The sequence below is a fragment of the Trinickia diaoshuihuensis genome, assembly GCF_003390925.1.
Classification (GTDB): Bacteria; Pseudomonadota; Gammaproteobacteria; order Burkholderiales; family Burkholderiaceae; genus Trinickia; species Trinickia diaoshuihuensis.
Genome location: NZ_QUBS01000027.1, coordinates 156,281 through 180,265, shown reverse-complemented (window position 1 = coordinate 180,265; position 23,985 = coordinate 156,281). Strand labels below are relative to the sequence as shown.

Genomic DNA, 23,985 nt, shown 5'->3' with positions numbered 1-23,985 from the left:
CATCAAACGGCGCCGCCCCGCAACCGACGGGCAGTTAGCGGACAGACAAGTCATTGCAATAAGCCGAGCATCGCGGCACGGACGACAGCGGCCGTTTTGTTCGTCGTCTTTAACTTGGTGACGGCATTCTTGACGTGAAAATTGACCGTATCGACGGAGATCACGAGGATCTTCGAAATCTCGCCGGAGGTCTTGCCGTCAGCGGCCCATTTCAGCACCTCGACCTCGCGATCGGTGAGGCCGCGCTCCGGGTCCGACATCAGCGTCGGCATCAACACGCGCTTGAGCGAAAGATGCGCGGTGCTGACGAGCCAACGCATCTTCACTTCGTTCTCGGCGAGTTCGGCCGCCGTGAGCGGGCCGCTCGAGCGAGCAAGCGTCAGCATGCCGCCCACGCCGCAGCTATCGAACGCCGACTGTGCCCAGCCGTAGCGCAAACCGTGCGACTGCGCCTCGCGCCAAAACTCCGGCACGCTGCTGAACAGCGCATCGCTCCAGACGATGGGTGATTGCGACCGGCGTGCGTGCTGCACGGTCGGATCGATGTCCAGGTAGCGCGCTTCCTGATACCGCTTTTTCCACGCCTCGGGATAATTGCTCAGCCAGCGCGTCTTCGGCTTGGACAGCGGCCACGGCGCCCGCAAGCCGTACGAACAGAACTCGAAACCCAAGCCCTTCGCCGCGGCCTCGATTTTGCTGAAGATCTCCGCATCGGAGCTTGTGTGACTCAATTCGTGCAACAGTTCCTCGGCCCAGCTTTTCATTTATGCCTCCTTGTCGTCGCGACGGACCGTGCGAATGGCCCACGCGATTCCGAAACGGCCGCGCCCGGCGGCCGGAACATCGACATCCCGGCACACGTCTCCCACCGCTCGGTACGACCCGAGCCGCGGCTCTCGTTGAGACGCATGCCAAAGGCTCTTTATTTCAATGCTGATACTTCGATTTGCGGCGCCGCGATTCCCGTCGTTTCACATTGCGCGACGAGTGCGCGGGTTACGGTATTGCATTAGCGCCGCAGCGGTTTTAGCCGGCGCTCGCCCGCGCCGATTAAAACGATCGTAATCATCTCACATTTTCGGCCGACGAAAATCGAACCAAAGCTCGTTTAAGCATTAAACGCTTTTACGAGAAATTAATACCGAAAGAAACGCCGCGTTGTTGGCGCGGCGTCATATTTACGCGCAATCGCGCGCGTAATCCATAAATGCACTGACGATGCACCATTTGCACGCCGACGCGACGCACGCCGGGCGGGCCTGCCCATTGCTGGACCGTAGCGGCGGGACATCGGCGCCGATGAACGCTGCGACGCGAGCAGATTCATCCGTGCGCCAGAGCACATCACGCGCCCTGCACAGGCGCTCGGCTCATGATTAAACTAGTACGAGCGTCGTCAGCGCGGTGGCGGCGCCGCCCACGGAGCCCATCATGAATCGGCCGCTCGCTCGTCTGCCCTTGCGCTACATCTCGACGATGTCGCCGGGCGCGCGATGGAAATGGCTCACGTTCGTCGGCATCGCCGCGCTCGTCGGGCTGCTGGCCTACTTCGTCTCGCTCGAGATGCAGACGTCCCGGCTCCAAGCGGGCTACTTCACCCGTATCGGCCGGCAGGTATCGTTTTCAGTTCAGGCGGGCCCCAGCGGGCAGATCCGCTTTCCTGCGCCGGGCGGCCCCTACGACACGCGGCTAGGCTATGCCCGTTTGCCCGATTTCGAGGCCCGGCTGCGCGCGCGCGGTTATGTGGTGACGAGCCAAGCGCGCGATTCGTCGATGATGACCTCCCTCGCCGACCGCGGTTTGTTCATTCCGTACGCCGAAAAGGACCAGGCCGGGCTGCGCTTGTTCGATGCGCAAGGCGCGCCGCTATTTAGTGCAAGCTATCCGGCCCTTGCCTATCCGGACTTCGATTCGATTCCGCCTGTCGTGGTGGGCGCGCTGACGTTCATCGAAGACCGCTACTTGCTCGACTCGAACGAACCGGACCGGAATCCGGCCATTGATTGGGGCCGCTTCGCGCGAGCGCTGTCGGATCAGGCGCTGCGCCTCGTCAACCGGCATCAATCGACACCGGGCGGGAGCACGCTCGCGACGCAGACCGAAAAATTCCGGCACTCGCCGGGCGGCCGCACGGCCACGCCGCCCGAAAAACTGCGCCAGATCGCTTCGGCGTCGATTCGGGCCTACCTCGGCGGAGAAAACACGACGGCCGCGCGCAAGGCAATCGTCGTCCATTACTTGAACACCGTGCCGCTCGCGGCGCGTGCCGGCGTAGGCGAGGTGCAAGGGCTCGGCGACGGACTGACAGCGTGGTACGGACGCGACTTCGCCGAAGTGAACCAGTTGCTGTCGCAGATCACCGCGGAAACGGGCAACGGCCCGGCCGCACCAGGCGTACTGGCCGAAGAAGCGCTCGCATTCAAGCAAGCCTTGTCGCTATTGATCGCTCAACGCGCGCCGTCCTACTTTCTCGTGCGCAATCGCCCCGCCCTCGAAAAGCTGACCGACAGCTATATTCGCGTGCTGGCGGCCAATGGCGTCATCTCGGCGCCGCTGCGCGACGCCGCGCTGGCCGCGTCGCTCGATACGCACAAAGGCGCTCCGCCGGCGCCCACGGCATCGTTCGTCGCCCGCAAGGCCGTCACGCTCGTGCGCTCGCGTTTGCAGCAGGCGCTCGGCCTCGCGAGCTTCTACGATCTCGATCGCCTGGACCTGACCGTACGATCCACGTTGAACGACTCCGTCGAGCGCGCGGTCGCCGACAAGCTCGCGGCCGCGGCCACCGTGGACGGTGCGAAAGCCGCCGGGCTTTACGGCTTCGAAATGCTGCGGCCCGGCGACGATCCGTCGAAAATCTCGTTCAGCTTCGCGCTATTCGAGCACGAGAAGAGCGGCCACGACGTCGTACGCATCCAAACGGACAGCGTGAACCAACCGTTCGATATCAATGGCGGCGCGCGCCTAAACTTGGGTTCGACGGCGAAACTGCGCACGGTGATCACGTATTTGCAAATCGTCTCGACGCTGCATGCGCGTTATGCCGGCCTCGGCGCGACGCAGCTCAAGCACGTGAACGTCGATCCGCTCGATGAACTCTCGCGCTGGGCACTCGACTATCTCGCGCACACGAACGATCGCTCGCTTCCCGCGATGCTCGAGGCGGCCGTCGAACGAAAATACTCGGCCAGCCCCGGCGAAACGTTCTATACGGGCGGCGGCGCGCAAACGTTCTCGAATTTCGACAAAGCCGAAAACGGCCGCATTCTCACCGTGCGCGAGGCGTTCCAACACTCGGTCAATCTCGTGTTCGTGCGGCTCATGCGGGACATCGTCCATTACGAAATGGTCGAAACGGCAGGGCCGTCGGCGCATTGGCTCGACGATCCCGCGTTGCGGCGCCGTTACCTCGACGCGTTCGTCGATCAGGAAAGTCTCGTCTACCTGCATCGGTTCTTCGTCAAATATCACGGGAAGCGCGCTGACGATGCGCTCGACACGCTCGTCGCCGACATGCGCAAAAGCCCGCCGAAACTCGCGACGGCGCTGCGCAGCGTCGCGCCCGACGAGCCGTTTCCGTGGTTCGCGCGCCGCATGCGCGACGCGCTCAGCCGCACGCCCAGCGCATCGATTTCCGATGACGATCTCGCCAAGCTCTACGCGAAGTACGCGATCGACAAGTTCAACTTGAACGATCGCGGGTATATCGCCGGCGTGCATCCCATCGCGCTGTGGATGCTCGAGTATTTGCGCCGGCATCCGAATGCAACCGAAGACGAGCTGCGCAAGGCAAGCCGCGATGCGCGGATCACCTCCTATCGATGGCTCTACAAAACACGCCACCATCTCACGCAGGACCGCCGCATTCGCCATATGGTCGAGTTGCAAGCCTACGACGCCATCGGTAAGTCGTGGCGCGCGCTTGGTTATCCGTTCGAGACGATCACGCCTTCGTTCGCGGCCTCGATCGGTGCGTCGGGCGACCGCCCCGATGCCCTGGCGCACTTGATCGGCATCGTCGCCAACGACGGCAAATCCGACCGCGCGCAAAGCATCGATACGTTGACGTTCGCCGCCGGCACGCCGTTCGAAACGCATTTCGGGCGCGCACCGGGTGCCGAGCGTCAGGCCATCTCGCCCGACATCGTGACGGTCGTACGCGGCTTGCTGCACGACGTCGTGCAAGGCGGCACGGGCGGACGTCTCGCCACCGGGCTACCGCTCGGCGACGGACGCGTGCTCGAGGTCTACGGCAAAACCGGCACCGGCGACCAGCGTTTCGGCGTCTATGCGCGCGGCGGCCGGCTCATCGAATCGCGCAAGGTCAATCGCACCGCCGTGTTCGTGTTCGTGATCGGCGATCGGTTCTACGGAACGCTGACCGCTTATGCGCACGAACCGTATGCGGCGCGTTACGACTATACGAGCGCAATGGCTGTCCAACTGCTCAAATCGCTGGGCCCCTCGCTCGCGCCCGTGCTCGAGGCGAACGGCACGCCGACGCAACCCGCGGCATCGATCGCGAACGCACGCGGCGCTTCATCCGCCGCCGCCACGCCCTCTTTCTGAGCGGCGTCCCTCCCCCACCGCCGTTATTCGTTCGGACCCCGCGCCTGGCGTGGGGCCTGGCACGCGCGATGCGACGGAAAGGATGTCGCACGTGCGGCACACCCTACGAAGCAGACCTTTAAGGAGAGCTCACATGAACAAGGACCAAGTGAAGGGCGTGACGGAAAAGATGAAGGGCAAGGTGAACCAGGCGGTCGGCAAGGTCACCAACGATCCGGCGCAGGAAGCCAAGGGCGACCTTCAGGAAGCAGCCGGCGACGTGCGCAAGGGCTACGGCGACGTCAAGGAAGACGTGAAGGACGAACTCAACCGTGACCGGGACGTCAAAAAGCACCACTAATCGCGACAAATAGCGCACGCCGATGAGTGCATCAGTGCGCGCCGGGCGGGCCGGACGATCAGCCGGTCCGCCCGGCTTTTCGTGCTTTGTCGAGCACGAAGTCGATGAACGCGCCCGCGGCTCGCGTTTGATGGCGATCCGGCATGTAAAGCAGGTACATATGGGTGCCGAAGATACTGAGCCGCCACGCATCAAGCGTCGTCACCACTTCGCCGCGACGGATATCGTCCTGTACGACGTAGTCGGGCACGATACCGACTCCGAGGCCCGCCAGCACCGCTTGGCGCAGAAACAGAAAGTTTTCCGAGATCAGCGTCGGCTCCAGCAGCACCTCGTGGCGCTCCTCGCCTAAGTAAGCCGCCACACGCAATTGACGGCCGACGACGGTCGCCGTAATAAGCGGCGTCGTGCGCAACGCGTCGAGTTCGACCGGCAATCCATATTCGTCAGCATAGGCCTTCGACGCACATGCGACGTACCGCACGGCGCCCATATCGCGCGCCACGAGGTTTTGCGGCGGCTCGGACATGACGCGCACGGCGATATCGACTTCGTCGCGCAGCAAATCCTCCACGCGATTTTCGAACATCACATCGAGCACGATGCCGGGATGCAGCCGTTTGAATTCGAGCAGCCAGTCGGCCATGACCAACTGCCCGTAGCCGCTCGGTACCGACAGGCGCACGCGCCCCTGCGGCGTCTGGCCGAGCGTTTCGACCGTCTCCTGTGCCGCCTCGAGCGCCCGGCGGATCGCCCGCCCGTGCTCGACGAGGCGCAAGCCCGCCTCGGTCGGCTCCACGCGGCGCGTGGTGCGCCGCACGAGTTGCAGCCCGAGCGTGCGCTCGAATTGATTCAGGTGATAGCTGACATTGGCGCGCGTCATCTTGAGCCGGCGCGCGGCCTCGCTGAGATTGCCGGCCTCCAGGATTTCGACGAGGAGCGAAAGCGAATTGAGGTCCATGGAGGGGCGGCGGCGATGAACAACGCACGTTTCGCACGTTTCAATGTCAAGGAAATTTTTACAGTCTGTCAACAGAAGCTTGAATTGTCAATTGCCGCTATCCGATCGACAATCGCACGATCGTCCACCTTTGCCGTCCGTCCGCCATGACCGCTTCCACGCAAGCTCCCGTCGTCTCTCGCACGCTGCACGGCAACGTGCTCGTCGTCACCATCGATCACCCGCCCGTCAACGCGCTAAGCGTGGACGTGCGGCGCGGCGTGGCCGAGGCCATCGATGCCGCGCAGTCCGACGCCGACGTCGCCGCGGTGCTCATCGTCGGCGCGGGACGCAATTTCATCGCGGGGGCCGACATCCGCGAGTTTGGCAAGCCTCCGTTGCCGCCCCTGTTGCCCGCGGTCTGCAACAGCATCGAGGCGTCCGCGAAACCCGTCGTCGCGGCGATTCACGGTGCGGCGCTCGGCGGCGGCCTCGAAATCGCGCTGGCCGCGCATTACCGAATCGCCGTGCGAGGCGCCAAGCTCGGTCTGCCCGAAGTGCAACTCGGGTTGCTGCCCGGCGCCGGGGGCACGCAGCGCACGCCGCGTCTGATCGGCGCGGCGCATGCGCTCGACCTCATGCTCTCGGGCCGTCACGCACGCGCCGAAGAGGCGCTATCGATGGGCCTCGTCGATCGGATCGGCAAGACCGACGACGTGCTCGGCGAAGGGCTTGCTTACACGCGCGAGTTGCTCGCCGCCAAGGCCGGCGTGCGACCCACGCGTGCGGCCAACGCACTGGCCGATGCGCAGGCGAGCCGCGAAGCGGTCGAGGCCGCGCGCAACGAAACGGCCGCGCGCGCCCGCGGACTCTTCTCGCCGATGAAGATCGTTCAGGCCGTCGAAGGCGCCTTGACGTTGCCGTTCGACGAAGGCTTGGCGCTCGAGCGGCAACTGTTCATCGAATGCCTGGAGAGCCCGCAGCGCGCGGGGCTCATCCACGCCTTCTTCGCTGAACGCGAAGTAGCGAAGGCGCCCGAAACGAAAGCCGCCGCGGCGCGCCCGATTGCGGCGGTGGGAATCGTCGGCGGCGGCACGATGGGCGCCGGCATCGCCGTAGCCGTGCTCGACGCGGGCCTGCCCGTTACGATGATCGAACGCGACGATGCCGCGCTCGAACGCGGCCGGGCGCATATCGAACGCGTCTATGATGGACTGCTTGCCAAGGGCCGTATCAAACCCGAAGTCAAGGCCGCGGCGCTCGCCCGCTTCACGGGAAGCACCGCTTATGACGCACTCGGGCACGTGGATCTCGTGATCGAAGCCGTGTTCGAGGACATGGCCGTGAAAAAGGCCGTGTTCTCCGAACTCGACCGCGTCTGCAAACCCGGTGCGATTCTGGCGACCAATACGTCGTATCTGGACATCGACGAAATCGCCGGGGCGACCGCGCGACCTGCCGACGTCGTCGGCCTGCACTTCTTCTCGCCGGCCAACATCATGAAGTTGCTCGAAATCGTCGTACCCGCGCGCGTAAGCGCCGATGTCGTCGCGACGGCGTTCGAGTTCGCGAAGCAACTGCGCAAGGTACCCGTGCGCGCGGGCGTATGCGACGGCTTCATCGGCAATCGCCTGCTTGCCGTCTATCGCACGGCCGCCGACTACCTGATGGAGGACGGCGCCTCGCCCTACCAGATCGACCGCGCCATGCGCGAGTTCGGCTACCCGATGGGCCCGTATCAAGTCGTCGATCTCGCTGGCGGCGATATCGGCTGGGCCGCGCGCAAACGGCGCGCCCCGACGCGCGATCCGCGCATGCGCTACGTCGAAATCGCCGACCGCCTTTGCGAACGCGGCTGGTTCGGACAGAAGACCGGGCGCGGGTTTTACCGCTACGAGCAAGGCGCGCGCACCGGCACGCCCGATCCCGAAGTCGAGGCGATCATCGAGGCCGAGCGCGCACGCGCCGGCATCACGCCGCGCAGCTTCACCGATGACGAAATCGTGCGCCGCCTCATGTGCGCAGTCATCAACGAAGCGGCCAACGTCGTGCGCGAAGGCATCGCGCTGCGCCCGCTCGACGTCGACGTCGCATTGATCTACGGCTACGGCTTTCCGCGCTACCGCGGCGGGCCGATGAAATACGCGGACATGCTCGGGCTGCCGAACGTGCTGACCGAGCTCACGCGCTTGTCGCAAGAAGACGCGTTCTTTTGGCGGCCCTCGCCGCTCATCGTCGAACTCGTCGAACGCGGCGCGGACTTCGCAAGCTTGAACGGCACGGCATCGTGACCTATCGCGCGGGACGCGCGAAGCCGCGCGCGCCCGCCACACTCACCCATCATCAAGCGAGGGCTCAGCGATGGATCTGAGTTTCACGGCGGAACAAGAGGCGTTTCGAACCGAAGTCAGGCAGTTTCTAAACGAGCGCTTGCCCGCGCGAACGGCGCACAAGGTCAAGCACGGACTGCGGCTCACGCGCGAGGATATGGCCGAGTGGCATGCGATTCTCAATGCGCGCGGCTGGCTGGCCAGCCACTGGCCGCGCGAGTACGGCGGCACGGGCTGGAACGCGGTCGAGCGCTTCATCTTCGACAATGAATGCGCGCTGGCGGGCGCGCCGCGCATCGTTCCGTTCGGCGTGAACATGCTGGCTCCCGTGTTGATCAAATACGGCAGCGAAGCGCAAAAGCGTCATTACTTGCCGCGCATCCTCGATGGCACCGATTGGTGGTGCCAAGGCTATTCCGAACCCGGCGCGGGCTCCGATTTGGCGTCGCTGTCCACGCGCGCCGTGCGAGGGCTCGACGCGCAAGGCGAGCATTACATCGTCAACGGGCAGAAGACTTGGACCACGCTCGGCCACTACGCGGACATGATGTTCTGCCTCGTACGCACGTCCACCGACGTGCGTAAGCAAGAAGGCATCAGCTTTTTGCTGATCGATATGCGCACGCCCGGCATCGAGGTTCGCCCGATCGTGACGCTCGACGGCGAGCACGAAGTGAACGAAGTGTTCTTCACCGACGTGCGCGTGCCGGCCGAGAACCTCGTCGGCGAGGAAAACCGCGGCTGGACCTATGCCAAGTATCTGCTCACGTACGAACGTACGAATATCGCGGGCGTTGGATTCTCGGTGGCAGCATTGGAGCGGCTCGAACGAGCGGCAGCCAAGATCATGCATGGCGGACGAGCGCTCGCCGACGATCCGCTGTTCGCCGCGCGTTTGGCACGCGTCGCGATCGACCTCGAAAACATGAAGACGACGAACCTGCGCACGATCGCGGCTGCCGCAGGCAGCGGCGCGCCCGGCGCGCAAAGCTCGATGCTCAAAGTGCGCGGCACGCAAATCCGTCAGGAGATCGCATCGCTCATGCGGCGCGCATTGGGGCCTTACGCGCAACCGTTCGTCGACGAAGCCCTCGACGAAGGCTACGAGGGCCCGCAACTGGGCGCTTTCGACGCGCCTGACGCGGCCAAAAGCGATTTCAACAACTACAAGCTTTCGATCTTCGGCGGATCGAACGAGATTCAGAAGAACATCATCGCAAAAGCGATCCTTGAACTCTGAGAGGGCCCGACGATGAACTTCGCGTTGACCGACGAGCAACGGATGCTCGCAGACACGCTCGCGCGCTTCGTCGCCGAGCAATACCCGTTCGCCGCGCGCGAGCGGATCGCCTCCTCGCCCGAGGGCTTCGATCGCGACATGTGGCGGCGCTTCGGCGAACTCGGCGCGATCGGCGCACTATTCGCCCCCGAGCATGGCGGCTTCGGCGGCACGGGCGACGACATCACCGTCGTGTTCGAGCACCTGGGGCGAGGCCTGGTGGTGGAGCCGTTCGTCGGCGCGCTCGTCGCCGGACATGCCATCGCGCTCGCCGGCACCGACGCGCAAAAGGCATCGTTGCAACCGCTGATCGAGGGCGAGACCGTCGCCACGTTCGCGCACGGCGAGCCCGATTCGCGCTACGAATGGGCCCGTGTCGCCACGACGGCCGAGCGCACGGCGAACGGCTGGCGCCTGAACGGCACGAAAGCGGTCGTGCACGCCGGCGAGGCAGCCGACCACGTGCTCGTATCGGCGCGCACGAGCGGGGCGATCGATAACGAACACGGCATTTCGCTGTTCTGGGTGCCGCGCGAGACGCCGGGGCTCGCTTGGCGCGGCTATCCGTTGATCGACGGCGGCCGTGGCGCCGAGTTGTTCCTGCGCGATGCGGCGTTGCCGGCGCACGCGCTGATCGGCACGCGAGACGAAGGCTTTGCCACGCTCGAAGCCGCCCTCGGCCGAGGCGTGCTCGCGCTATCGGCCCAAGGCCTCGGCGCCATGGAAACGGCATTCGCCGCCACGCTCGAGTATCTCCGCACGCGCCGCCAGTTCGGCGTCCCGATCGGCAGTTTCCAAGCGCTACAACACCGCATGGCCGATCTCGCGATCGACCTGGAACAGTCGCGCTCGGCCGTCATCAACGCGGCGGCCGCGCTCGATGCGCCGCGCCTCGCACGCGAACGAGCATTGTCGGCGGCCAAGTACACGATCGGGCAAATCGCTTCGCGCCTTTCGCGCGAAGCGGTGCAACTGCACGGCGGTATCGGCATGACTTGGGAGTTGCCGCTCGCGCACTATGCAAAACGCCTCGTCATGATCGATCACGAACTGGGCGACGAAGACCATCATTTGGCGCGTTATATCGCACTCGGCCGAGCCTCGCGCGGCGAGACGGACGCGAACGCGGCCACGACACGTTGACCCACGGACCCGCCATGACCGAATCGATCCGAGGCGGGGCTCGCGCCCTGCCGCTTAGCGGCATCCGCGTGCTCGATTTATCGCGCGTGCTCGCGGGCCCTTCATGCGCGATGGCACTGGCCGATCTCGGCGCCGAGGTCATCAAGGTCGAGCATCCCCGGCGTGGCGACGATACGCGCGACTGGGGCTCGCGCATCGGCCGAACGGAGACGTGCTATTACAACAGCGTCAACCGTAACAAGCGTTCGCTGACGCTCGACTTGCAGACCGAGCAAGGCGCTGCGATCGCGCGCGAGTTGGCGCTCAAGAGCGATATCGTCATTGAGAACTTCAAGCTCGGCGGCACGCGCAAATTCGGCCTCGACTACGAGACGCTGAGCCAACTGCATCCCTCGCTCGTGTACTGCTCGATCTCGGGCTACGGCAGCGGCAGCCCCGAGGGTGGCCGTCCGGGCTACGACCTCGTCATCCAAGGCGAATCGGGCTTGATGGCGCTGAACGGTGAAGCGACGCAGCCGCCGCTGAAATTCGGCGTGGCCGTCGTCGATCTGGTCACGGGCATGTATGCGGCGCAAGCGGTGCTCGCGGCGTTGTTCGATCGGCAGCGCAGCGGCCGCGGCCGTCACGTCGAGATGGCGCTGTTCGACTGCGGGGTAGCGATCACGTCGTATTACGGGCTCGAAGCACTGCTGGCCGGGGAAGATCCGCCGCGTTACGGCAACGCGCATCCGTCGATCATTCCGTACGGCGTGTTCGACGCGCAAGACGGGCCGATCGTCGTCACCGTCGGGACGAACGCGCAGTTCGAACGCTTTTGCCGCGAGGTCATCGAGCGGCCCGACTTGGCCGAGGACGATCGCTTCCGCACGAATGTTTCGCGCGGACAGCACCGCGAGGCACTCGTTGCGCAGATCACGAGCGAGTTGGGAAAACGTCCGCGCGCGCTATTGCTCGAGCGGCTAGCGGCTGCCGGTATCCCTTGCGGCGAAGTGATGGGCCTGCATGAAGCCCTAACTTCCCCGCGAGCCGCCGCAGCGGGTCTCGTGACGGAACAACCGCATCCCGTGGCAAAGAGCGAGCATGTATTCGCCCCGCCCTATCGCCTGGACGGCGAGCGCCCACCCGTGCGCCGCGCGCCACCGGTACTCGGCGAAGACACCGAGGACGTGCTGCGCTCGGTGCTCGGGCTCGATGATGAAGCGATAGACCGGCTCAAAGCGAACCGCATCGTCTAGGGCCCCGGGCCGTCACGCCGCCCCTTTCTCTCGCGTTGCGCGATAAGCGCGCAACGCCTCTCCCGTGGCCGCATCGGCAGGAAAAAACGCCTCGATCGCCAGTTCGGACAACGTCACATCGACGGGCGAACCGAACACGGTCGTCGTGCTGAAAAACGACAACAGGCCGATATCGGTGCGCAGTTGCAACGGCACCACGACGTCCGACAAGGGCGCCGGCTCACGGCTAGGTTCCACGTTCGCTCCGGCCGGCGCCGAATAGGCTGCAAGTTCCTCGACGAGCGCGGCCAGCGTCGCATCCCCGCTCGCTTGCGCCTGCCGGTCCACGCGCTGCAATACGTGCGCGCGCCAACCGGCCCAATCGACGATATGGGGCGCCAGCCCCTCCGGATGCAGCGACAGACGCAGCACGTTGACCGGAGCCTCGAGCAAACGCGGATGGGCGCGAGCGACGAGCGGCGCAAGTGCGCCGTTGGCGGCGACCATCGTCCAATGCCGATCGACGGCAAGCGCGGGGTAAGGCTCGTGCCCTTGCAGGACAAGTTGGACCGCCTCGCGCGCCGCATCGAGGTGCGGATCGTTCAAAGCGCGCTCGGCATAAAGCGGCGCGTAGCCGGCAGCGACGAACAAGGCGTTGCGCGCGCGCAGCGGCACGTCGAGTTGCTCGGCCAAGTGCATGAGCATCTCGCGGCTCGGCTGGGCGCGCCCCGACTCCACGAAGCTCAGATGGCGCGTGGAAATGCGGGCCTCTGTCGCGAGCACCAGTTGACTCATACGGCGGCGTTGGCGCCATTCGCGCAGCAAGTCCCCGACCGGGCGGCCGGGACGCTGGGCGACGGGGCGAGCGGGCATGTAGGTTTGGTCCATGAGCGCGATCATAACGAAACGGAAAAAGCTTTCCATTACCTGTCAGGTAATCGCCTAGGCAGCTTCATCGCGCGCAGTGGAATTCAAAGCAGAAAGCCTTGGTTTCTGAACGGCCCGGATACCCCATAAACTGATCTGTATCGAACAAAAACCCGAACCATCCTGCGTAAAGACTTATGACCATTCTCGCCATCTCGGGCAGTCCGTCCCCCGATTCTCGAACGCAACTGGTGCTCTCTCATGTGCTGTCGCTGCTTTCGCAGCGCGGCCAGACGACGGATCTGCTCGTGTTGCCGACGCTTTCGAGCGAGGCGCTGCTTCGTGCGGATACCACAGAACCGTCGATCGAAAACGCACTCGCCAAGGTGGCCGGCGCGCGCGTGATCATCGTCGGAACGCCGATTTACAAAGCGGCCTATACCGGACTGCTCAAAGCGTTTCTCGACTTGTTGCCGCAGGACGGCTTCGACGGCAAGATCGCCCTGCCCTTGGCCACGGGCGGCAGCCTCGCGCATTTGCTCGCGCTCGATTACGCGCTGCGCCCCGTGCTCCAGGCACTGGGGACCGAAGCAGTCTTGCCCTCGGTATTCGCACTCGATCGTGAAGTGACCCGCCGTCCCGAAGGCGGCGCGGTATTCGAGGAACCGCTGCGCGGCCGGCTTGCCGCCGCCGCGCAAGGCGTTGCCTCGTTCGCCGAACGTTTGTTCACTGCCCCGTACTCCGCGGCCAATGTTCTGCACGACGTAGCGGATGCGAGAGTCGCGGCCTGAGCTCGAGCCGCAGCGCCGATAGGGGGCCGTTCCACACGCCGCCCCCTTCTTCATCGATCGAGAAGTCCCGACCGTCAGCCTGGACCGCTAGCCTTGCGTGCGGCCTTGTACGGCAGGTCCGTTGCCGATCTGCCACAGATACGGCGGCTCCGTGCCATTGATCTCCCAGTCGCCCACGATGCGCTCCTTGTAGATGAGCGGATTGTGCGATGCCGCGGTCCGCGCATTACGCCAATGGCGATCGAGCCCTTTGCTTTCGCTCGTACCCGAAGCGCCGAGCGCGTTGAATAGCTCCGCGCATGCGCGCAACACGAGGTCGGCGACCGCGATTTGTCCGCGAGCCGAGTCGAGTTCGGCCGCGATATTCGCTTCTTGCTCGGCGTGTTCGTTGTCTCCGAAACGCGCTTCATAGGCCCGCTGCGCGGCTCGCGCCGCTTCCACTGCCGTGGCCTGGGCCGCAAAGACGGATGCGCCGATTTTGCCGACCACTTGCTGGACCTGGGCGTCGCCGGCGGCCGACGGCCCGTTGCCATGGCTATAGACGCGCCGGCGCTCGCGTACCTCGCGCGAGACGTCGCGCAGCGCGGCGCGCCCCACGCCGGCCAGCACCGCGAGCAGCACCAATTGATAGAACGCCGTCTGATACTTGAAACGGCTCGAGAAATCGATGATGTCGTGCTCCTGCACTTCGGCATCCGAAAACGTCGCCGTTCCGCTACCGGTCGTGCGTTGACCGAAGCCATCCCAATCGTCGCCGATCGTGACGCCGCTCTGGCGCGTGCGGACCAATGCGACCACGTCCCGCCCGTCGTCGGCGCGGCGTGCGAGAACGTCGATCCAGTCCGCGAAAATGCTGCCCGTCGAGTAGTACTTCTCGCCGTTCACGACCCAGCGCTCGCCATCGCGCGACACGCGTGTAGTTAGATCGCCCAGCGCGACGCTGCCGACTTCCGTCCAGGCGTTGCCGACGATTTCGCCCGCGACGAACCGGCGGAACCACGTCTCGCGACCGGGGCCCGGCGCGGCATTGAGCCGATCCTCGACAAAGGCGAAATGTCCGCGCAGCGCCTGCGGCAGATTCGAATCCGCTTCACCGAGCTCGATGAGCAACGAGATGAGTTCAGGCAGCGAAGCGCCGGCCCCGCCGTATTCGACCGGTACCCGCACGGCTCCGAAACCCGCGGCCTTGAGCCAGGCGATCGGCTCGTGCGGCAAGACGCGGTTGCGCTCGCGCTCGAGCGCGCCTTCGGCGATACGCGCGAAGATCGGGCGGAACCGTTCGGCTAGGCGCTCGCCACCGGCGCCGGCCGAAATCGGCGCAGCGGCCGCGCGCGCTTCGAACAGATCGAATGCGGTCATACATGCTCCAGATGAACGTGCGATGCGCGTTGGCGTCCCTTCACCGCCTCGATATCGCGGTAGCTCGCGCCCGGATGTTCGGCGGGCAGCAGCGGCCCTTGGCCGAACAGCTTCTCCCGCAACGTGCCCGGCTTGTACGCGTTCGGATAGACGCCGCGCTTTTGCAGCTCCGGGACGAGGTAGTGCACGACGTCCTCGAACGTTTCATGCGCGACGACGTACGCGAGATTGAAGCCGTCGACGCCCGTTGCTTCGACCCATTGCTCCAAGATATCCGCGACGGTCGACGGTGAACCGACGAACACGGGCCCCATTCCGCCGATGCCGCCCCAAGCGGCAAGCTCCTCGATCGTCCACGAGCGCGAGCCGTCGGTGAGGTGATCGAGCGCGGAGACGATCGCATTCGTCTGGACCCGCCGCACCGAATCGGTGGGCGCATACTGACCGAAATCGACACCCGTCCAGCCGGACATGAAGACGAGCGACCCGTCGTACGACGCAAGACGCCGATATGCCGCAAACTTCGCTTCGGCCTTCGCGTCGGTTTCGTCCACGATCACCGTGACGAGGTTGTAGATCAGCAAGCGGGCGGGATCCCGACCCGCGAGCGCGGCTTGCCGGCGAACCTCGGCGACATAGTCTCGCAACGTCGGCTGCGTCGGCGCCGCGACGAATACGCACTCGGCGTGCTGCGCCGCGAATGCCTTGCCCGGTCCGGACGCGCCTGCTTGGTACAACACCGGCGTGCGTTGCGGAGAAGGCTCGCACAGGTGGCAACCGGGCACGTCGAAGTACTTTCCGCGATGACCGATGTCGTGGACCTTCTCCGGATGCGTGAAGATGCCCGCCTCGCGGTCGCGCACCACGGCATCGGCCTCCCAACTGCCCTCGAACAGCTTATACAGGACCTCGACGTATTCGGCCGCCACTTCGTAGCGGTCGCCGTGGTCGCGCAGGCCGCCCTGCCCGATATTCCTCGCTCCGCTCTCCAAATACGACGTCACGATATTCCAGCCGATGCGCCCCTTCGTATGATGGTCGGCCGTCGATAGGCGGCGCGCGAACGTATAGGGATGCTCGAAGCTCGTCGACGCCGTAATGCCGATGCCGAGGTGCTCCGTCACCATCGCGATCGGCGCGGCCAGTTGCAGCGGATCGTTGACGGGAAGCTGCGCCGCTTGTTGCAGCGCGTGGTAGTGACTGCCTTTGTAAACATCGTAATAGCCGATTACGTCGGCGATAAAAATGCCGTCGAAGATTCCGCGCTCGAGCAGCTTCGCAAGGTCGGTCCAATATTCGAGGTCCTTGTACTGCCACGATCGGTCTCGGGGGTGCGTCCACAACCCCGGCGACTGATGGCCTACACAATTCATCTCGAACGCGTTCAAGCGTATCGTCTTTGCCATGGCGTTGGAAGGTTGGATGTCGGTAGTGCTCTAGGCCGCCCCCGGCAAGGGCCGCGCTGACCGGTCGAATCGATCAATCGGCCGCAGGGATCCACGCCGCCGTGGCAGCGTTGCTCGCGCGAAACGCCGGCACTTTGGCGGCGAGATCGCCGATGGTTTTGATGTCCGCCTTGAGCAGATCGTCGCGCGTGATGAGCGTGGGTTTGACGACGATTCGATGACCCGGATCCTGTCCCGCCACGAGCAATGCCGCCGCACGCACCGATACGGCGCCCACCACGGCCGGGTTGGTCGCGGCGGTCGCCACCCAAGCGCTGCCCGGGGAGCGCATCGTCTGAATGTCGTCCGTCGAAATGTCGGCGCTGTAAATGCGCAGCTTCGCCGAGCGCCCGGCCTCGCCCGCCGCCAGATTGGCGCCGCGCGCGAACTCGTCATACGGCGCGAACACCACGCGCACGTCGGGATGCGCGCGGTAGGCGGCCGCGGCCTGATTCGCGACCGACTGCGCGATCGGATTGTCGACGGTCCCCCAGCGCGCCACCTCCCGCACACTTGGATGGGTGCGCTTGAACTCGCGCCATACCGCGTCGCGCCGGTCCAGCGGGGCAAAGCCCGCGACGTAGACATAGCCCGCCGAGAACGCCTCGCCGTTATCCTTTACCGCCTGATCGAGCAAGAGCGTCGCGAGATCGGCGTCGCTCTGTTCGATCTGCGGCACCTTCGGGTGATTCAAGTCGACGTCGAATGCGACGACGCGCACGCCCTTGTCGAGCGCGCGCTGCACGACGTCCTTCAGCGATTCCGGCAAGCCATGGTTGACGATGATCGCAGCCACGCCGAGATTGATGGCCTGCAGTATCTGCTCGCGCTGCTCGCTCGCGTCTTGACGGCCCTCGTAGATCCGCAGATCGACGCCGAGCGCGCGCGCCTGCCGCTGCGCGCCCGCCTCATACGCTTGAAAAAAGTCGCCGGTCGAGAGGTAGTTGACGAGCGCGATTTTCACGCCGCCCTTGTCGAACGGCGCGGGTGCGCCGGCGAGCGCCGCCGCGTCCGCCGCGACGCAACCGAGCAGGCTCGCCGCGCCGAACACCCATGCGGCGAGCCGTCGTGCTCGGGCGCCCATGCCGCGCCTAAACCGGGCGGTCGATCGTTTCTCGGGTCCGGTCATCGTTCAGTTCCATGCATGGCGCGCGGGCCGCACGCCGTTCAAATAAAAGTTGCCGACGAGGTGGTACTTCCACCGCACGGGATCATGAAGCGTGTGCGTGCGTGCGTTGCGCCAGTGACGGTCCAAGTTGTGCTCGGCCAGGGTCGATTGGGTGCCCGCCAACTCGAACAGCTTCTCCCCCGCGCGCAACGCGATCTCGGTCGTCAGCACCTTCGCCTCGCCGACGGCCACCGAAGCACGCGCTACGTCGTCTTCGGTCGTCGAATCTTGCGCCGCGATCTCGTCGAGAACGCGCGCGGCCCGCTCCAATAGCGCTTCCGCCGCATGAAGCCGGATATGCAAATCGCCGATCTCGCGCACGGTCAACGGATCCTCGCTCGCCTGCGTCGCGGCGCTGTCGACCCATGGCCGCGTTCGCGCGCGAACGAAGGCCACCGTATCGTCGAGCGCGGCCTTTGCGATGCCCGCGTCGATCGCCGCTTGCAGGATCTGCGAGAGCGGGCCATTGAGCGTGGGCACGTCGGACACGCGATGAGCCGGCACCACGTGCGATGCGGGCACGCGCACGTTTTCGAGCACCACGGTGCCGCTTGCCGTCGTGCGTTGCCCGAAGCCGGACCAGTCGTCGACGACGGTCAGCCCCGGCGTGCCCTTCGGGATATAGGCAAGCCAGCCCTTGCGGTCCTCGTTGAGGCCGAGCACGGGGACGAAATGCGCGAAGAGCGCGCCCGTCGAATAGAACTTCGTCCCGTCGACGACGTACTCGTCGCCGTCACGCCGCACACGCGTTTTCAGATCGAGGACATGCTTCGTGCCCTTCTCCGAAAAGCCGTTGCCGAAACGCTTGCCGCGCAGGATCTCGCCGAAGAAATAGCGCTTTTGCGCGTCCGTTGCCGTCAGCGTGATCACATCCACGAGACCGAAGTGATTTTGCGGAAGCTGTCCGATCGAAGGATCGGCGGCCGCCACGATTTTGAATACCTCGGTCAGCGTGACGTACGAAACGCCGGCGCCGCCGTAGGCTTTGGGCACCGTGATCGCCCACAGCCCCGACTGCGAGAACCACTCGACCTCATCAAAGGGCAAGCGGCGCTCGCGGTCGCGCTCGGCCGCGCCTTGCGCGATCCGCCCGGCGAACTCGCGCGCGGCGACGATCGCTTGGGCATCGCTTTCGATGATGCGAGGTGCAGTGCGTTGCGCGTAATCGGCCTCGCTCGTGTCTGCCATGGACGGCTCCTATACGGTAACGGTCTGTTCAATCTATCAGCCTGTGAGACGGCGACCAACCGATCGATTCGCGAATCGATATTCCATGAACGAGGGCTTACGCCTCGCGCCGCCCGGCGATCCCGAACGTGAAGGCTAACGAGAGGACGAGCAACGCCCCTTTGATGAAATCTTGCATGTAGTACGGCGCATTGAGCATCGTCAGACCGTTTAGCAGCACGCCAACGAAAATCGCGCCGACGACCGTTCCCAGCACGTTCGGCCGACGAGCGCCCCACACCGCATATCCGACCAGCGCCGCGGCAACCGCGTCGAGCAATAGCGAATGGCCCGCGCTCGCATCGCCGCGTCCCACGCGTGCCGCGATCAGCACCCCGCCGAGCGAAGCAATCGATGCGGATGCGACATAAGCCGCGATTCGATAGCGCTGCGTGGCGGCGCCGGCCAGCCGCGCCGCCTTCTCGTTGCCGCCGATCGCATAGAAGACACGCCCCCAGCGCGTCGTCTCCATCGTCGCACCGGCCAGCAACGCGAGCACCGCCAAGATCAGCACGGGCAACGGCACGAGGTCATGAAAGACGCGCAGCCTGCCCAGCGCGAGAAATGCGCCGGGGAAGACACCCGTTGCGCTCGTGCCGTCGGGCAGCATGGCGCCGGTCGAAAGCGAGCGTCCGCCGGTGGGAATCAACTGCAAGCCGGCGAGCAGGAACAACGTGCCGAGCGTCGCAAGCTGATCCGGTACGCGCAAGCGCGTGGTCAGCAGGCCGTTGAGTAGACCCACGACGATACCGAGCGCGAGGCAAGCGGCCACCGCGGCGAGCGCGCTGCCGTGCCAGACCACGAGCACGTAGCTCGCGGCCATCTGCGCGGACGCCGCGACGCTGCCCACCGACAGATCGAACCCGCCCGCGGCCAGCGTGATCGTCACGCCGATGCCGAGCAGGGCAACGATCGATACCGACTGCAGCACGCTGAACAGATTGTCGAGGCTCGCAAACGCCGGCTCTACCGATGCGAACGCGACGATGAGCGCCGCGAGCGCGAGCAGCATGCCCATGCGCTCCGCTAGCTCACGCCAGCGGTGCGTTGCGATAGATGCGGATCCGCGCTGCGCGGCCACGGCCGATTCGGAGGAAGAAGAGCTAGTCGTCATCGAGGTAGGAGAGTCATCGCGCTTCGGGCAAAGCCGCGCGCTTAGGTGGATTGCGCCGGCTCCAGCGTCGCGCGGTCGAACGATACGATGCGATCGCCGATCTCGTGCGCCTCGTCGAGGTCGCTGACAAAAACGATCGTCGCCCGTTCGCGCGCGCCTTGCCGCAGCCATTTCGCGATATCGGCACGCGCGAGCGCATCGACACCCTGGAACGGTTCATCGAGAAGCAGAAGCCGCGCAGGCTCGGCATGCCAACGCGCCAGCACGACTTTTTGCTGGTTACCGCCCGAGAGGCGGGCCAGCCGATCGTCGGGACCGCCGCAGCGAATGCCGAACACATCGATCGCGCGCAGTGCCGCTTCACGCTCCCGGCAACGGCGCACGAAACCGAACCGATGCCAGCGGGACAGAAACGGAAAGCCGATCGTGCCGGCGATCGTCGAGAACGAAACGCTGTCGGGAAATGCCGATGACCGCGAACGATCCTCCGCGGCGAGAAAAACGCCCGCGCGGATCGACTCCGCCGGCGATCGCGGATGCCAACGCGCTCCGTTCAGCCGCATCTCGCCCGCCAGGACCGGCGCGTCGCCGAAGATCGCGCGGGCAAACGTCGACTTGCCGCCGCCCACGGGCCCCACGATCGCGACGATTTCGCCCGGCCACACGTCTAGGTCGAACGGCACGCCGTTCGGCCTCAGTTTGAGCGCCCGCGCGCTGAAGGCAGGCGGGCTCGATGTGCTCGCGCGTGCGTGCGGCGAGCGCGGTGCCGGCAGCCGCCTGCCGACCATCGTCTCGATCGCCGCGTCGAGATCGAAAGGCGGGCGCAGGTCGGCGGCGACACGTCCGTCGCGCAAAATGGCAATCCGGTCGGCGAGACGCCGCACGTCGCCGAGCCGGTGCGAGACGAGCAGCACCGCCACGCCCTCGTCGCGCAAGCGCTCGACCAACCCGAAGATGTGCTGAGCCTCAGGCGCCGATAGACTTGCGCTCGGTTCGTCGAGGATCAGCAAGGCCGGCCGGTCGGCCAGCGCGCGGGCGAGCACCACGAGTTGCTGGCCCGCCAGCGGCAACGCGCCGAGCGGCGCGTCGAGATCCGCTTCGAGGCCGACGCGCGCCGCCAACGGCCGCGCGGCATCGCGCCGTTGCGCCAGCGTCATCCGCCATGGCGACGCCGGATCGCAGAGGCGATCGAGCAACAAGTTATCGGCGATGGAGATGCTCGGCACGACGGCGTCGGCCACCGATTGATGCACCGTCGCGATGCCTAAGCGCCTCGCGTCTTGCGGAGATCGAGGCGCGAACGGCTTGCCTTGCAGCGTCAGCACGCCGTTGTCGGGCATGCCGACGCCGCTGGCCATCTTGACGAAGGTCGACTTCCCGGCGCCGTTCATGCCCATCAGTGCGACGATTTCGCCCGCGTGAAGGTCGAGATCGACGTGCGTGAGCGCGACCGTGGAGCCGAATCGCTTCGTCACGGCCCGCGCCGTGAAAACAGGAACCGAGCTATCCATCGGATGTCGTCGATTGCGTCGATTTTGTCGAAGAAGCGATCCGCCGTGCCCGCTCAGGACAGATCGACCGCGTGCGCCTGACCGTGGCGGAACGTTGCGGCCGCATGCCGCTCTGGAAGCCGGTCGCCCTGACCGAAGAGTTTGTGCCGCAGCGACCCGGCTTCGTAGCCCGTCTTGTAGAGGCCCCGCAACTGCAACTCGGGAACGATGAGATCGACGAAGTCCTCGTAGCTCTCGGGCACCACGGTCCGGGAGAGGTTGAAGCCATCGACATCGACCTCTTCCACCCACCGTTGCAACTCATCGACGACCTGAGCCGGAGTGCCGACGATCGCGGGATACCGGCCGCCGAGTTCGAACATGTCGAGCAGTGCTCTGCGGGTCCAGCCCTGCGCGCTGGCCGTGCGAGATGCCGATTCGATGGCCTTCGTCGCCTGCCCGTAATCGATCGGCTCGTCGAGGCCATAACGCGCGAAGTCGACGCCCGTACTCGCGGCGAAGTGAGCGAGCCCTGCTTCGCGATTGGCATAGCGCAGATAGTCGGCGTATTTCTCGCGTGCCTCGCGCTCCGTGCGGCCCGTGACCACGGCTGCGCCGGCGAACACCTTGACATCGTCCGGCCGCCTGCCGGCGCGCACCAACTGCGCCCGCAACGCACGCACCGTCTCGCGCCCCACCTCCCGATTCGGCGGCGAAATAAAGACGCATTCGGCGTGTCGCGCCGCGAACTGTTGTCCGCGCCCGGAACTGCCGGCCTGAAACAGCACGGGCGTGCGCTGCGGCGACGGCTCGGCAAGGTGATAACCGTCCACCTTGTAATAGCGGCCCGCATGGTTCACCTTGTGCACGCGCGCCGGGTCGGCGTAGACCCGGGCCCGTTTGTCGCGCAAGACGGCATCGTCCTCCCAACTGCCCTCCCAAAGCTTGTAGAGGACGTCGAGATATTCATCGGCGCGATCGTAGCGCTCGTCGTGCGCCAGTTGCTCGTCATACCCCATCGCGCGCGCCGCGCTATCGAGGTAGCCCGTCACGATGTTCCAGCCGATGCGTCCGCGCGTCAGATGATCGAGCGTCGAGAAGCGGCGCGCCAGCAAGTAAGGCGCTTCGTATGTGAGATTGACGGTTACGCCGAAAGCCAGATGCTCGGTCGCCGCCGCCATCGCCGGCACGAGCAAGGTCGGATCGTTCACCGGAAGCTGGATCGACTCGCGCAGCGTCACATCGACGTTGCCTCGATAGACGTCGTAGACGCCGAGGATATCCGCGAGAAAGAGTCCGTCGAACAGACCCCGTTCGAGCGTCCGGGCGAGATCGGTCCAATGCGACAGCGACAGGTATTCGTGAGAACGGTCGCGCGGATGGGTCCACAGGCCGTGATTGATATGGCCGACGCAGTTCATGTCGAACGCGTTGAGCGCGATCTGCTTGCGCGCCATCAGATCGCCCCGTGCCGCGGCGGCAGCGTATCGTTCAGATAGAAGTTGCCGATCGCGTGGTATTTCCAGCGCACGGGATCGTGCAGCGTATGCGTGCGCGCGTTGCGCCAGAATCGGTCGAGACCGAGGTCGTCCAGCGTGGCGGCCGTCCCGGCCAGTTCGAACAAGCGCGAACCCGCGTCGAGCGAGACCACGGTGGTGGCCGCGCGCGCCTCGGCGACGGCGACGGAAGCCTGCGCCACGCTGCGCTCGTCCGGCGCCGCTTGCGCGGCATCGACGAAACGCCCGGCTCGGCGCACGAGCAACTCGGCGGCGCGCAAACGCGCCTTCAGATCGCCGATTTGGGCGATCGTCAACGGATCGTCCGCCGCACGCTCCACCTTCGCGTCCATCCAAGGCCGCGCGTGATGTTGGACGAAATCGATCGTCGCCGCGAAGGCGCCGCGCGCTTGACCGAGGTCGATCGCCGCGTGCAACAACTGCGCGAACGGACCGATCGTCGTGGGCCGATCGAACGACGCTTGGAACGGCACCACCCACTCGGGCCTCACAGGCACATGCTCGAAGCGGACCGATCCGCTCCCCGTCACGCGTTGACCGAAACCGTCCCAGTCGTCGGTGACCGTAACGCCTGGCGCATCGTGCGGGACGAACGCGAGATAGGCCACGTCCCCGTCTCCCTCGTCGGCCACGACGTGAGTCGGAATCCACTGCGCGAACAGTGCCCCCGTGCAGTAGAACTTTTGTCCCTCGACGAACCAGCCCCCGCCGGAACGGACGAGCCGCGTGCGACGCTTGAAATCCTTATGCCCGATCTCGGCCAGCGCGTTGCCGAAACGCGCGCCCGTACGCACGCGCTCATAGAAGAATGCCTGCTGCTCGGGCGTGGCCCCGACGCGCAGCACTTCCAGCGCATAGAAGTGGTTTTGCGGGATCTGCCCGAGCGAACCGTCCGCTTCGGAGACGAGCGCGATCACCTCGGCCAGCGTTTCGCTTTTCACCGCGGGGCCGCCGTGGGCATGCGGGATCGTAATACCCCATAGCCCGCTCGCGACGAATTCATCGAGTTCGTCCCAGGGAAGCCGGCGCTCGCGATCGCGCGCGGCAGCGCCTGGCGCAAATCGCGCGGCAATGGCGCGGGCCACGTCGAGGGCATGCGCATCGTCGGCGATTCGATCGGGCAGTCCCGGCGGGACGCGTTCAAGCTGAGCGTCTACAGCGAACTCGTGTTGCGTCGACACAATCGATGCCATCT

18 protein-coding genes are annotated in these 23,985 nt (G+C 65.5%); 7 read left to right on the top strand and 11 right to left on the bottom strand.

From position 1 onward, the window contains the following. Window positions 1–50: 50 nt before the first annotated feature. Window positions 51–764 (bottom strand): autoinducer binding domain-containing protein, encoded by a 714-nt coding sequence (locus DXT59_RS08865; protein ID WP_116136528.1) that lies wholly within the window; start codon window positions 762–764, stop codon window positions 51–53. Window positions 765–1,431: 667 nt separating this feature from the next. Here DXT59_RS08865 and DXT59_RS08860 point away from each other — a divergent pair. Together DXT59_RS08860 and DXT59_RS08855 are read left to right on the top strand one after the other, a co-directional pair. Continuing rightward, on the top strand, window positions 1,432–4,566 hold the full coding sequence (locus DXT59_RS08860) for a transglycosylase domain-containing protein (RefSeq protein ID WP_116136599.1): 3,135 nt from the start codon (window positions 1,432–1,434) through the stop codon (window positions 4,564–4,566). Between the two features lie 133 nt (window positions 4,567–4,699). Beyond that, the gene (locus tag DXT59_RS08855) at window positions 4,700–4,906 is read left to right on the top strand and encodes a CsbD family protein (protein ID WP_116136527.1); all 207 of its coding nucleotides are present in this window, start codon (window positions 4,700–4,702) and stop codon (window positions 4,904–4,906) included. 58 nt (window positions 4,907–4,964) lie between these two features. Here DXT59_RS08855 and DXT59_RS08850 read toward each other — a convergent pair whose 3' ends face one another. Then, a complete protein-coding gene (locus DXT59_RS08850) occupies window positions 4,965–5,867 on the bottom strand; it encodes a LysR family transcriptional regulator (RefSeq protein ID WP_116136526.1) in 903 nt (300 codons plus the stop codon). 146 nt (window positions 5,868–6,013) lie between these two features. Between DXT59_RS08850 and DXT59_RS08845 the strand changes: the two genes are divergently transcribed. From DXT59_RS08845 to DXT59_RS08830, 4 genes are all read left to right on the top strand, one after another. Then, window positions 6,014–8,137: a 3-hydroxyacyl-CoA dehydrogenase NAD-binding domain-containing protein gene (locus DXT59_RS08845; protein ID WP_116136525.1), complete on the top strand. Its 2,124-nt coding sequence runs from the start codon at window positions 6,014–6,016 to the stop codon at window positions 8,135–8,137. 70 nt (window positions 8,138–8,207) lie between these two features. Next, window positions 8,208–9,416: an acyl-CoA dehydrogenase family protein gene (locus tag DXT59_RS08840; protein ID WP_116136524.1), complete on the top strand. Its 1,209-nt coding sequence runs from the start codon at window positions 8,208–8,210 to the stop codon at window positions 9,414–9,416. A 12-nt stretch (window positions 9,417–9,428) separates the two neighbouring features. Then, the gene (locus DXT59_RS08835; RefSeq protein ID WP_116136523.1) at window positions 9,429–10,598 is read left to right on the top strand and encodes an acyl-CoA dehydrogenase family protein; all 1,170 of its coding nucleotides are present in this window, start codon (window positions 9,429–9,431) and stop codon (window positions 10,596–10,598) included. Between the two features lie 14 nt (window positions 10,599–10,612). Continuing rightward, entirely contained in the window at window positions 10,613–11,833 is a 1,221-nt protein-coding gene (locus DXT59_RS08830; RefSeq protein ID WP_116136522.1) for a CaiB/BaiF CoA transferase family protein, read from the top strand. A gap of 12 nt (window positions 11,834–11,845) precedes the next feature. Here the strand turns inward: DXT59_RS08830 and DXT59_RS08825 are convergent, their stop codons facing one another. Then, the gene (locus DXT59_RS08825) at window positions 11,846–12,700 is read right to left on the bottom strand and encodes a helix-turn-helix domain-containing protein (RefSeq protein ID WP_240324453.1); all 855 of its coding nucleotides are present in this window, start codon (window positions 12,698–12,700) and stop codon (window positions 11,846–11,848) included. Window positions 12,701–12,876: 176 nt separating this feature from the next. Between DXT59_RS08825 and ssuE the strand changes: the two genes are divergently transcribed. Then, on the top strand, window positions 12,877–13,470 hold the full coding sequence (gene ssuE / locus DXT59_RS08820; RefSeq protein ID WP_116136520.1) for an NADPH-dependent FMN reductase: 594 nt from the start codon (window positions 12,877–12,879) through the stop codon (window positions 13,468–13,470). Between the two features lie 87 nt (window positions 13,471–13,557). On the opposite strand, the gene DXT59_RS08815 is transcribed toward ssuE, so the two are convergent. The 8 genes from DXT59_RS08815 to DXT59_RS08780 form a co-directional block, all read right to left on the bottom strand. Further along, a complete protein-coding gene (locus tag DXT59_RS08815) occupies window positions 13,558–14,829 on the bottom strand; it encodes an acyl-CoA dehydrogenase family protein (protein WP_116136519.1) in 1,272 nt (423 codons plus the stop codon). Continuing rightward, a complete protein-coding gene (locus tag DXT59_RS08810; protein ID WP_116136518.1) occupies window positions 14,826–16,235 on the bottom strand; it encodes an LLM class flavin-dependent oxidoreductase in 1,410 nt (469 codons plus the stop codon). The genes DXT59_RS08815 and DXT59_RS08810 overlap by 4 nt, the downstream gene beginning before the upstream one ends. 73 nt (window positions 16,236–16,308) lie before the next feature. Beyond that, entirely contained in the window at window positions 16,309–17,358 is a 1,050-nt protein-coding gene (locus tag DXT59_RS08805; RefSeq protein ID WP_116136517.1) for a substrate-binding domain-containing protein, read from the bottom strand. A gap of 48 nt (window positions 17,359–17,406) precedes the next feature. Continuing rightward, complete coding sequence (locus tag DXT59_RS08800) at window positions 17,407–18,630, bottom strand: SfnB family sulfur acquisition oxidoreductase (protein WP_116136516.1); 1,224 nt, start codon at window positions 18,628–18,630, stop codon at window positions 17,407–17,409. Between the two features lie 97 nt (window positions 18,631–18,727). Further along, the gene (locus DXT59_RS08795) at window positions 18,728–19,783 is read right to left on the bottom strand and encodes an ABC transporter permease (protein WP_116136515.1); all 1,056 of its coding nucleotides are present in this window, start codon (window positions 19,781–19,783) and stop codon (window positions 18,728–18,730) included. 41 nt (window positions 19,784–19,824) lie between these two features. Next, a complete protein-coding gene (locus DXT59_RS08790) occupies window positions 19,825–21,294 on the bottom strand; it encodes a sugar ABC transporter ATP-binding protein (RefSeq protein ID WP_116136514.1) in 1,470 nt (489 codons plus the stop codon). A 53-nt stretch (window positions 21,295–21,347) separates the two neighbouring features. Continuing rightward, window positions 21,348–22,730, bottom strand: a complete 1,383-nt coding sequence (locus DXT59_RS08785) for an LLM class flavin-dependent oxidoreductase (protein WP_116136513.1) — start codon at window positions 22,728–22,730, stop codon at window positions 21,348–21,350. Next, on the bottom strand, window positions 22,730–23,983 hold the full coding sequence (locus DXT59_RS08780) for an SfnB family sulfur acquisition oxidoreductase (protein WP_116136598.1): 1,254 nt from the start codon (window positions 23,981–23,983) through the stop codon (window positions 22,730–22,732). Before DXT59_RS08780 ends, DXT59_RS08785 begins: the two co-directional genes overlap by 1 nt. Window positions 23,984–23,985 lie beyond the last annotated feature (2 nt).

Excerpts from the sequence above, each read along its gene's own strand:
- DXT59_RS08780 (WP_116136598.1), bottom strand. The coding sequence starts at position 23,983 with ATGGCATCGATTGTGTCGACGCAACACGAGTTCGCTGTAGACGCTCAG.
- DXT59_RS08790 (WP_116136514.1), bottom strand. The coding sequence starts at position 21,294 with ATGGATAGCTCGGTTCCTGTTTTCACGGCGCGGGCCGTGACGAAGCGA.
- DXT59_RS08840 (WP_116136524.1), top strand. The coding sequence starts at position 8,208 with ATGGATCTGAGTTTCACGGCGGAACAAGAGGCGTTTCGAACCGAAGTC.
- DXT59_RS08855 (WP_116136527.1), top strand. The coding sequence starts at position 4,700 with ATGAACAAGGACCAAGTGAAGGGCGTGACGGAAAAGATGAAGGGCAAG.
- DXT59_RS08800 (WP_116136516.1), bottom strand. The coding sequence starts at position 18,630 with ATGGCAGACACGAGCGAGGCCGATTACGCGCAACGCACTGCACCTCGC.
- DXT59_RS08795 (WP_116136515.1), bottom strand. The coding sequence starts at position 19,783 with ATGACGACTAGCTCTTCTTCCTCCGAATCGGCCGTGGCCGCGCAGCGC.
- DXT59_RS08830 (WP_116136522.1), top strand. The coding sequence starts at position 10,613 with ATGACCGAATCGATCCGAGGCGGGGCTCGCGCCCTGCCGCTTAGCGGC.
- ssuE (WP_116136520.1), top strand. The coding sequence starts at position 12,877 with ATGACCATTCTCGCCATCTCGGGCAGTCCGTCCCCCGATTCTCGAACG.
- DXT59_RS08805 (WP_116136517.1), bottom strand. The coding sequence starts at position 17,358 with ATGGGCGCCCGAGCACGACGGCTCGCCGCATGGGTGTTCGGCGCGGCG.
- DXT59_RS08815 (WP_116136519.1), bottom strand. The coding sequence starts at position 14,829 with ATGACCGCATTCGATCTGTTCGAAGCGCGCGCGGCCGCTGCGCCGATT.
- DXT59_RS08825 (WP_240324453.1), bottom strand. The coding sequence starts at position 12,700 with ATGGACCAAACCTACATGCCCGCTCGCCCCGTCGCCCAGCGTCCCGGC.
- DXT59_RS08810 (WP_116136518.1), bottom strand. The coding sequence starts at position 16,235 with ATGGCAAAGACGATACGCTTGAACGCGTTCGAGATGAATTGTGTAGGC.
- DXT59_RS08785 (WP_116136513.1), bottom strand. The coding sequence starts at position 22,730 with ATGGCGCGCAAGCAGATCGCGCTCAACGCGTTCGACATGAACTGCGTC.
- DXT59_RS08850 (WP_116136526.1), bottom strand. The coding sequence starts at position 5,867 with ATGGACCTCAATTCGCTTTCGCTCCTCGTCGAAATCCTGGAGGCCGGC.
- DXT59_RS08865 (WP_116136528.1), bottom strand. The coding sequence starts at position 764 with ATGAAAAGCTGGGCCGAGGAACTGTTGCACGAATTGAGTCACACAAGC.
- DXT59_RS08860 (WP_116136599.1), top strand. The coding sequence starts at position 1,432 with ATGAATCGGCCGCTCGCTCGTCTGCCCTTGCGCTACATCTCGACGATG.
- DXT59_RS08845 (WP_116136525.1), top strand. The coding sequence starts at position 6,014 with ATGACCGCTTCCACGCAAGCTCCCGTCGTCTCTCGCACGCTGCACGGC.
- DXT59_RS08835 (WP_116136523.1), top strand. The coding sequence starts at position 9,429 with ATGAACTTCGCGTTGACCGACGAGCAACGGATGCTCGCAGACACGCTC.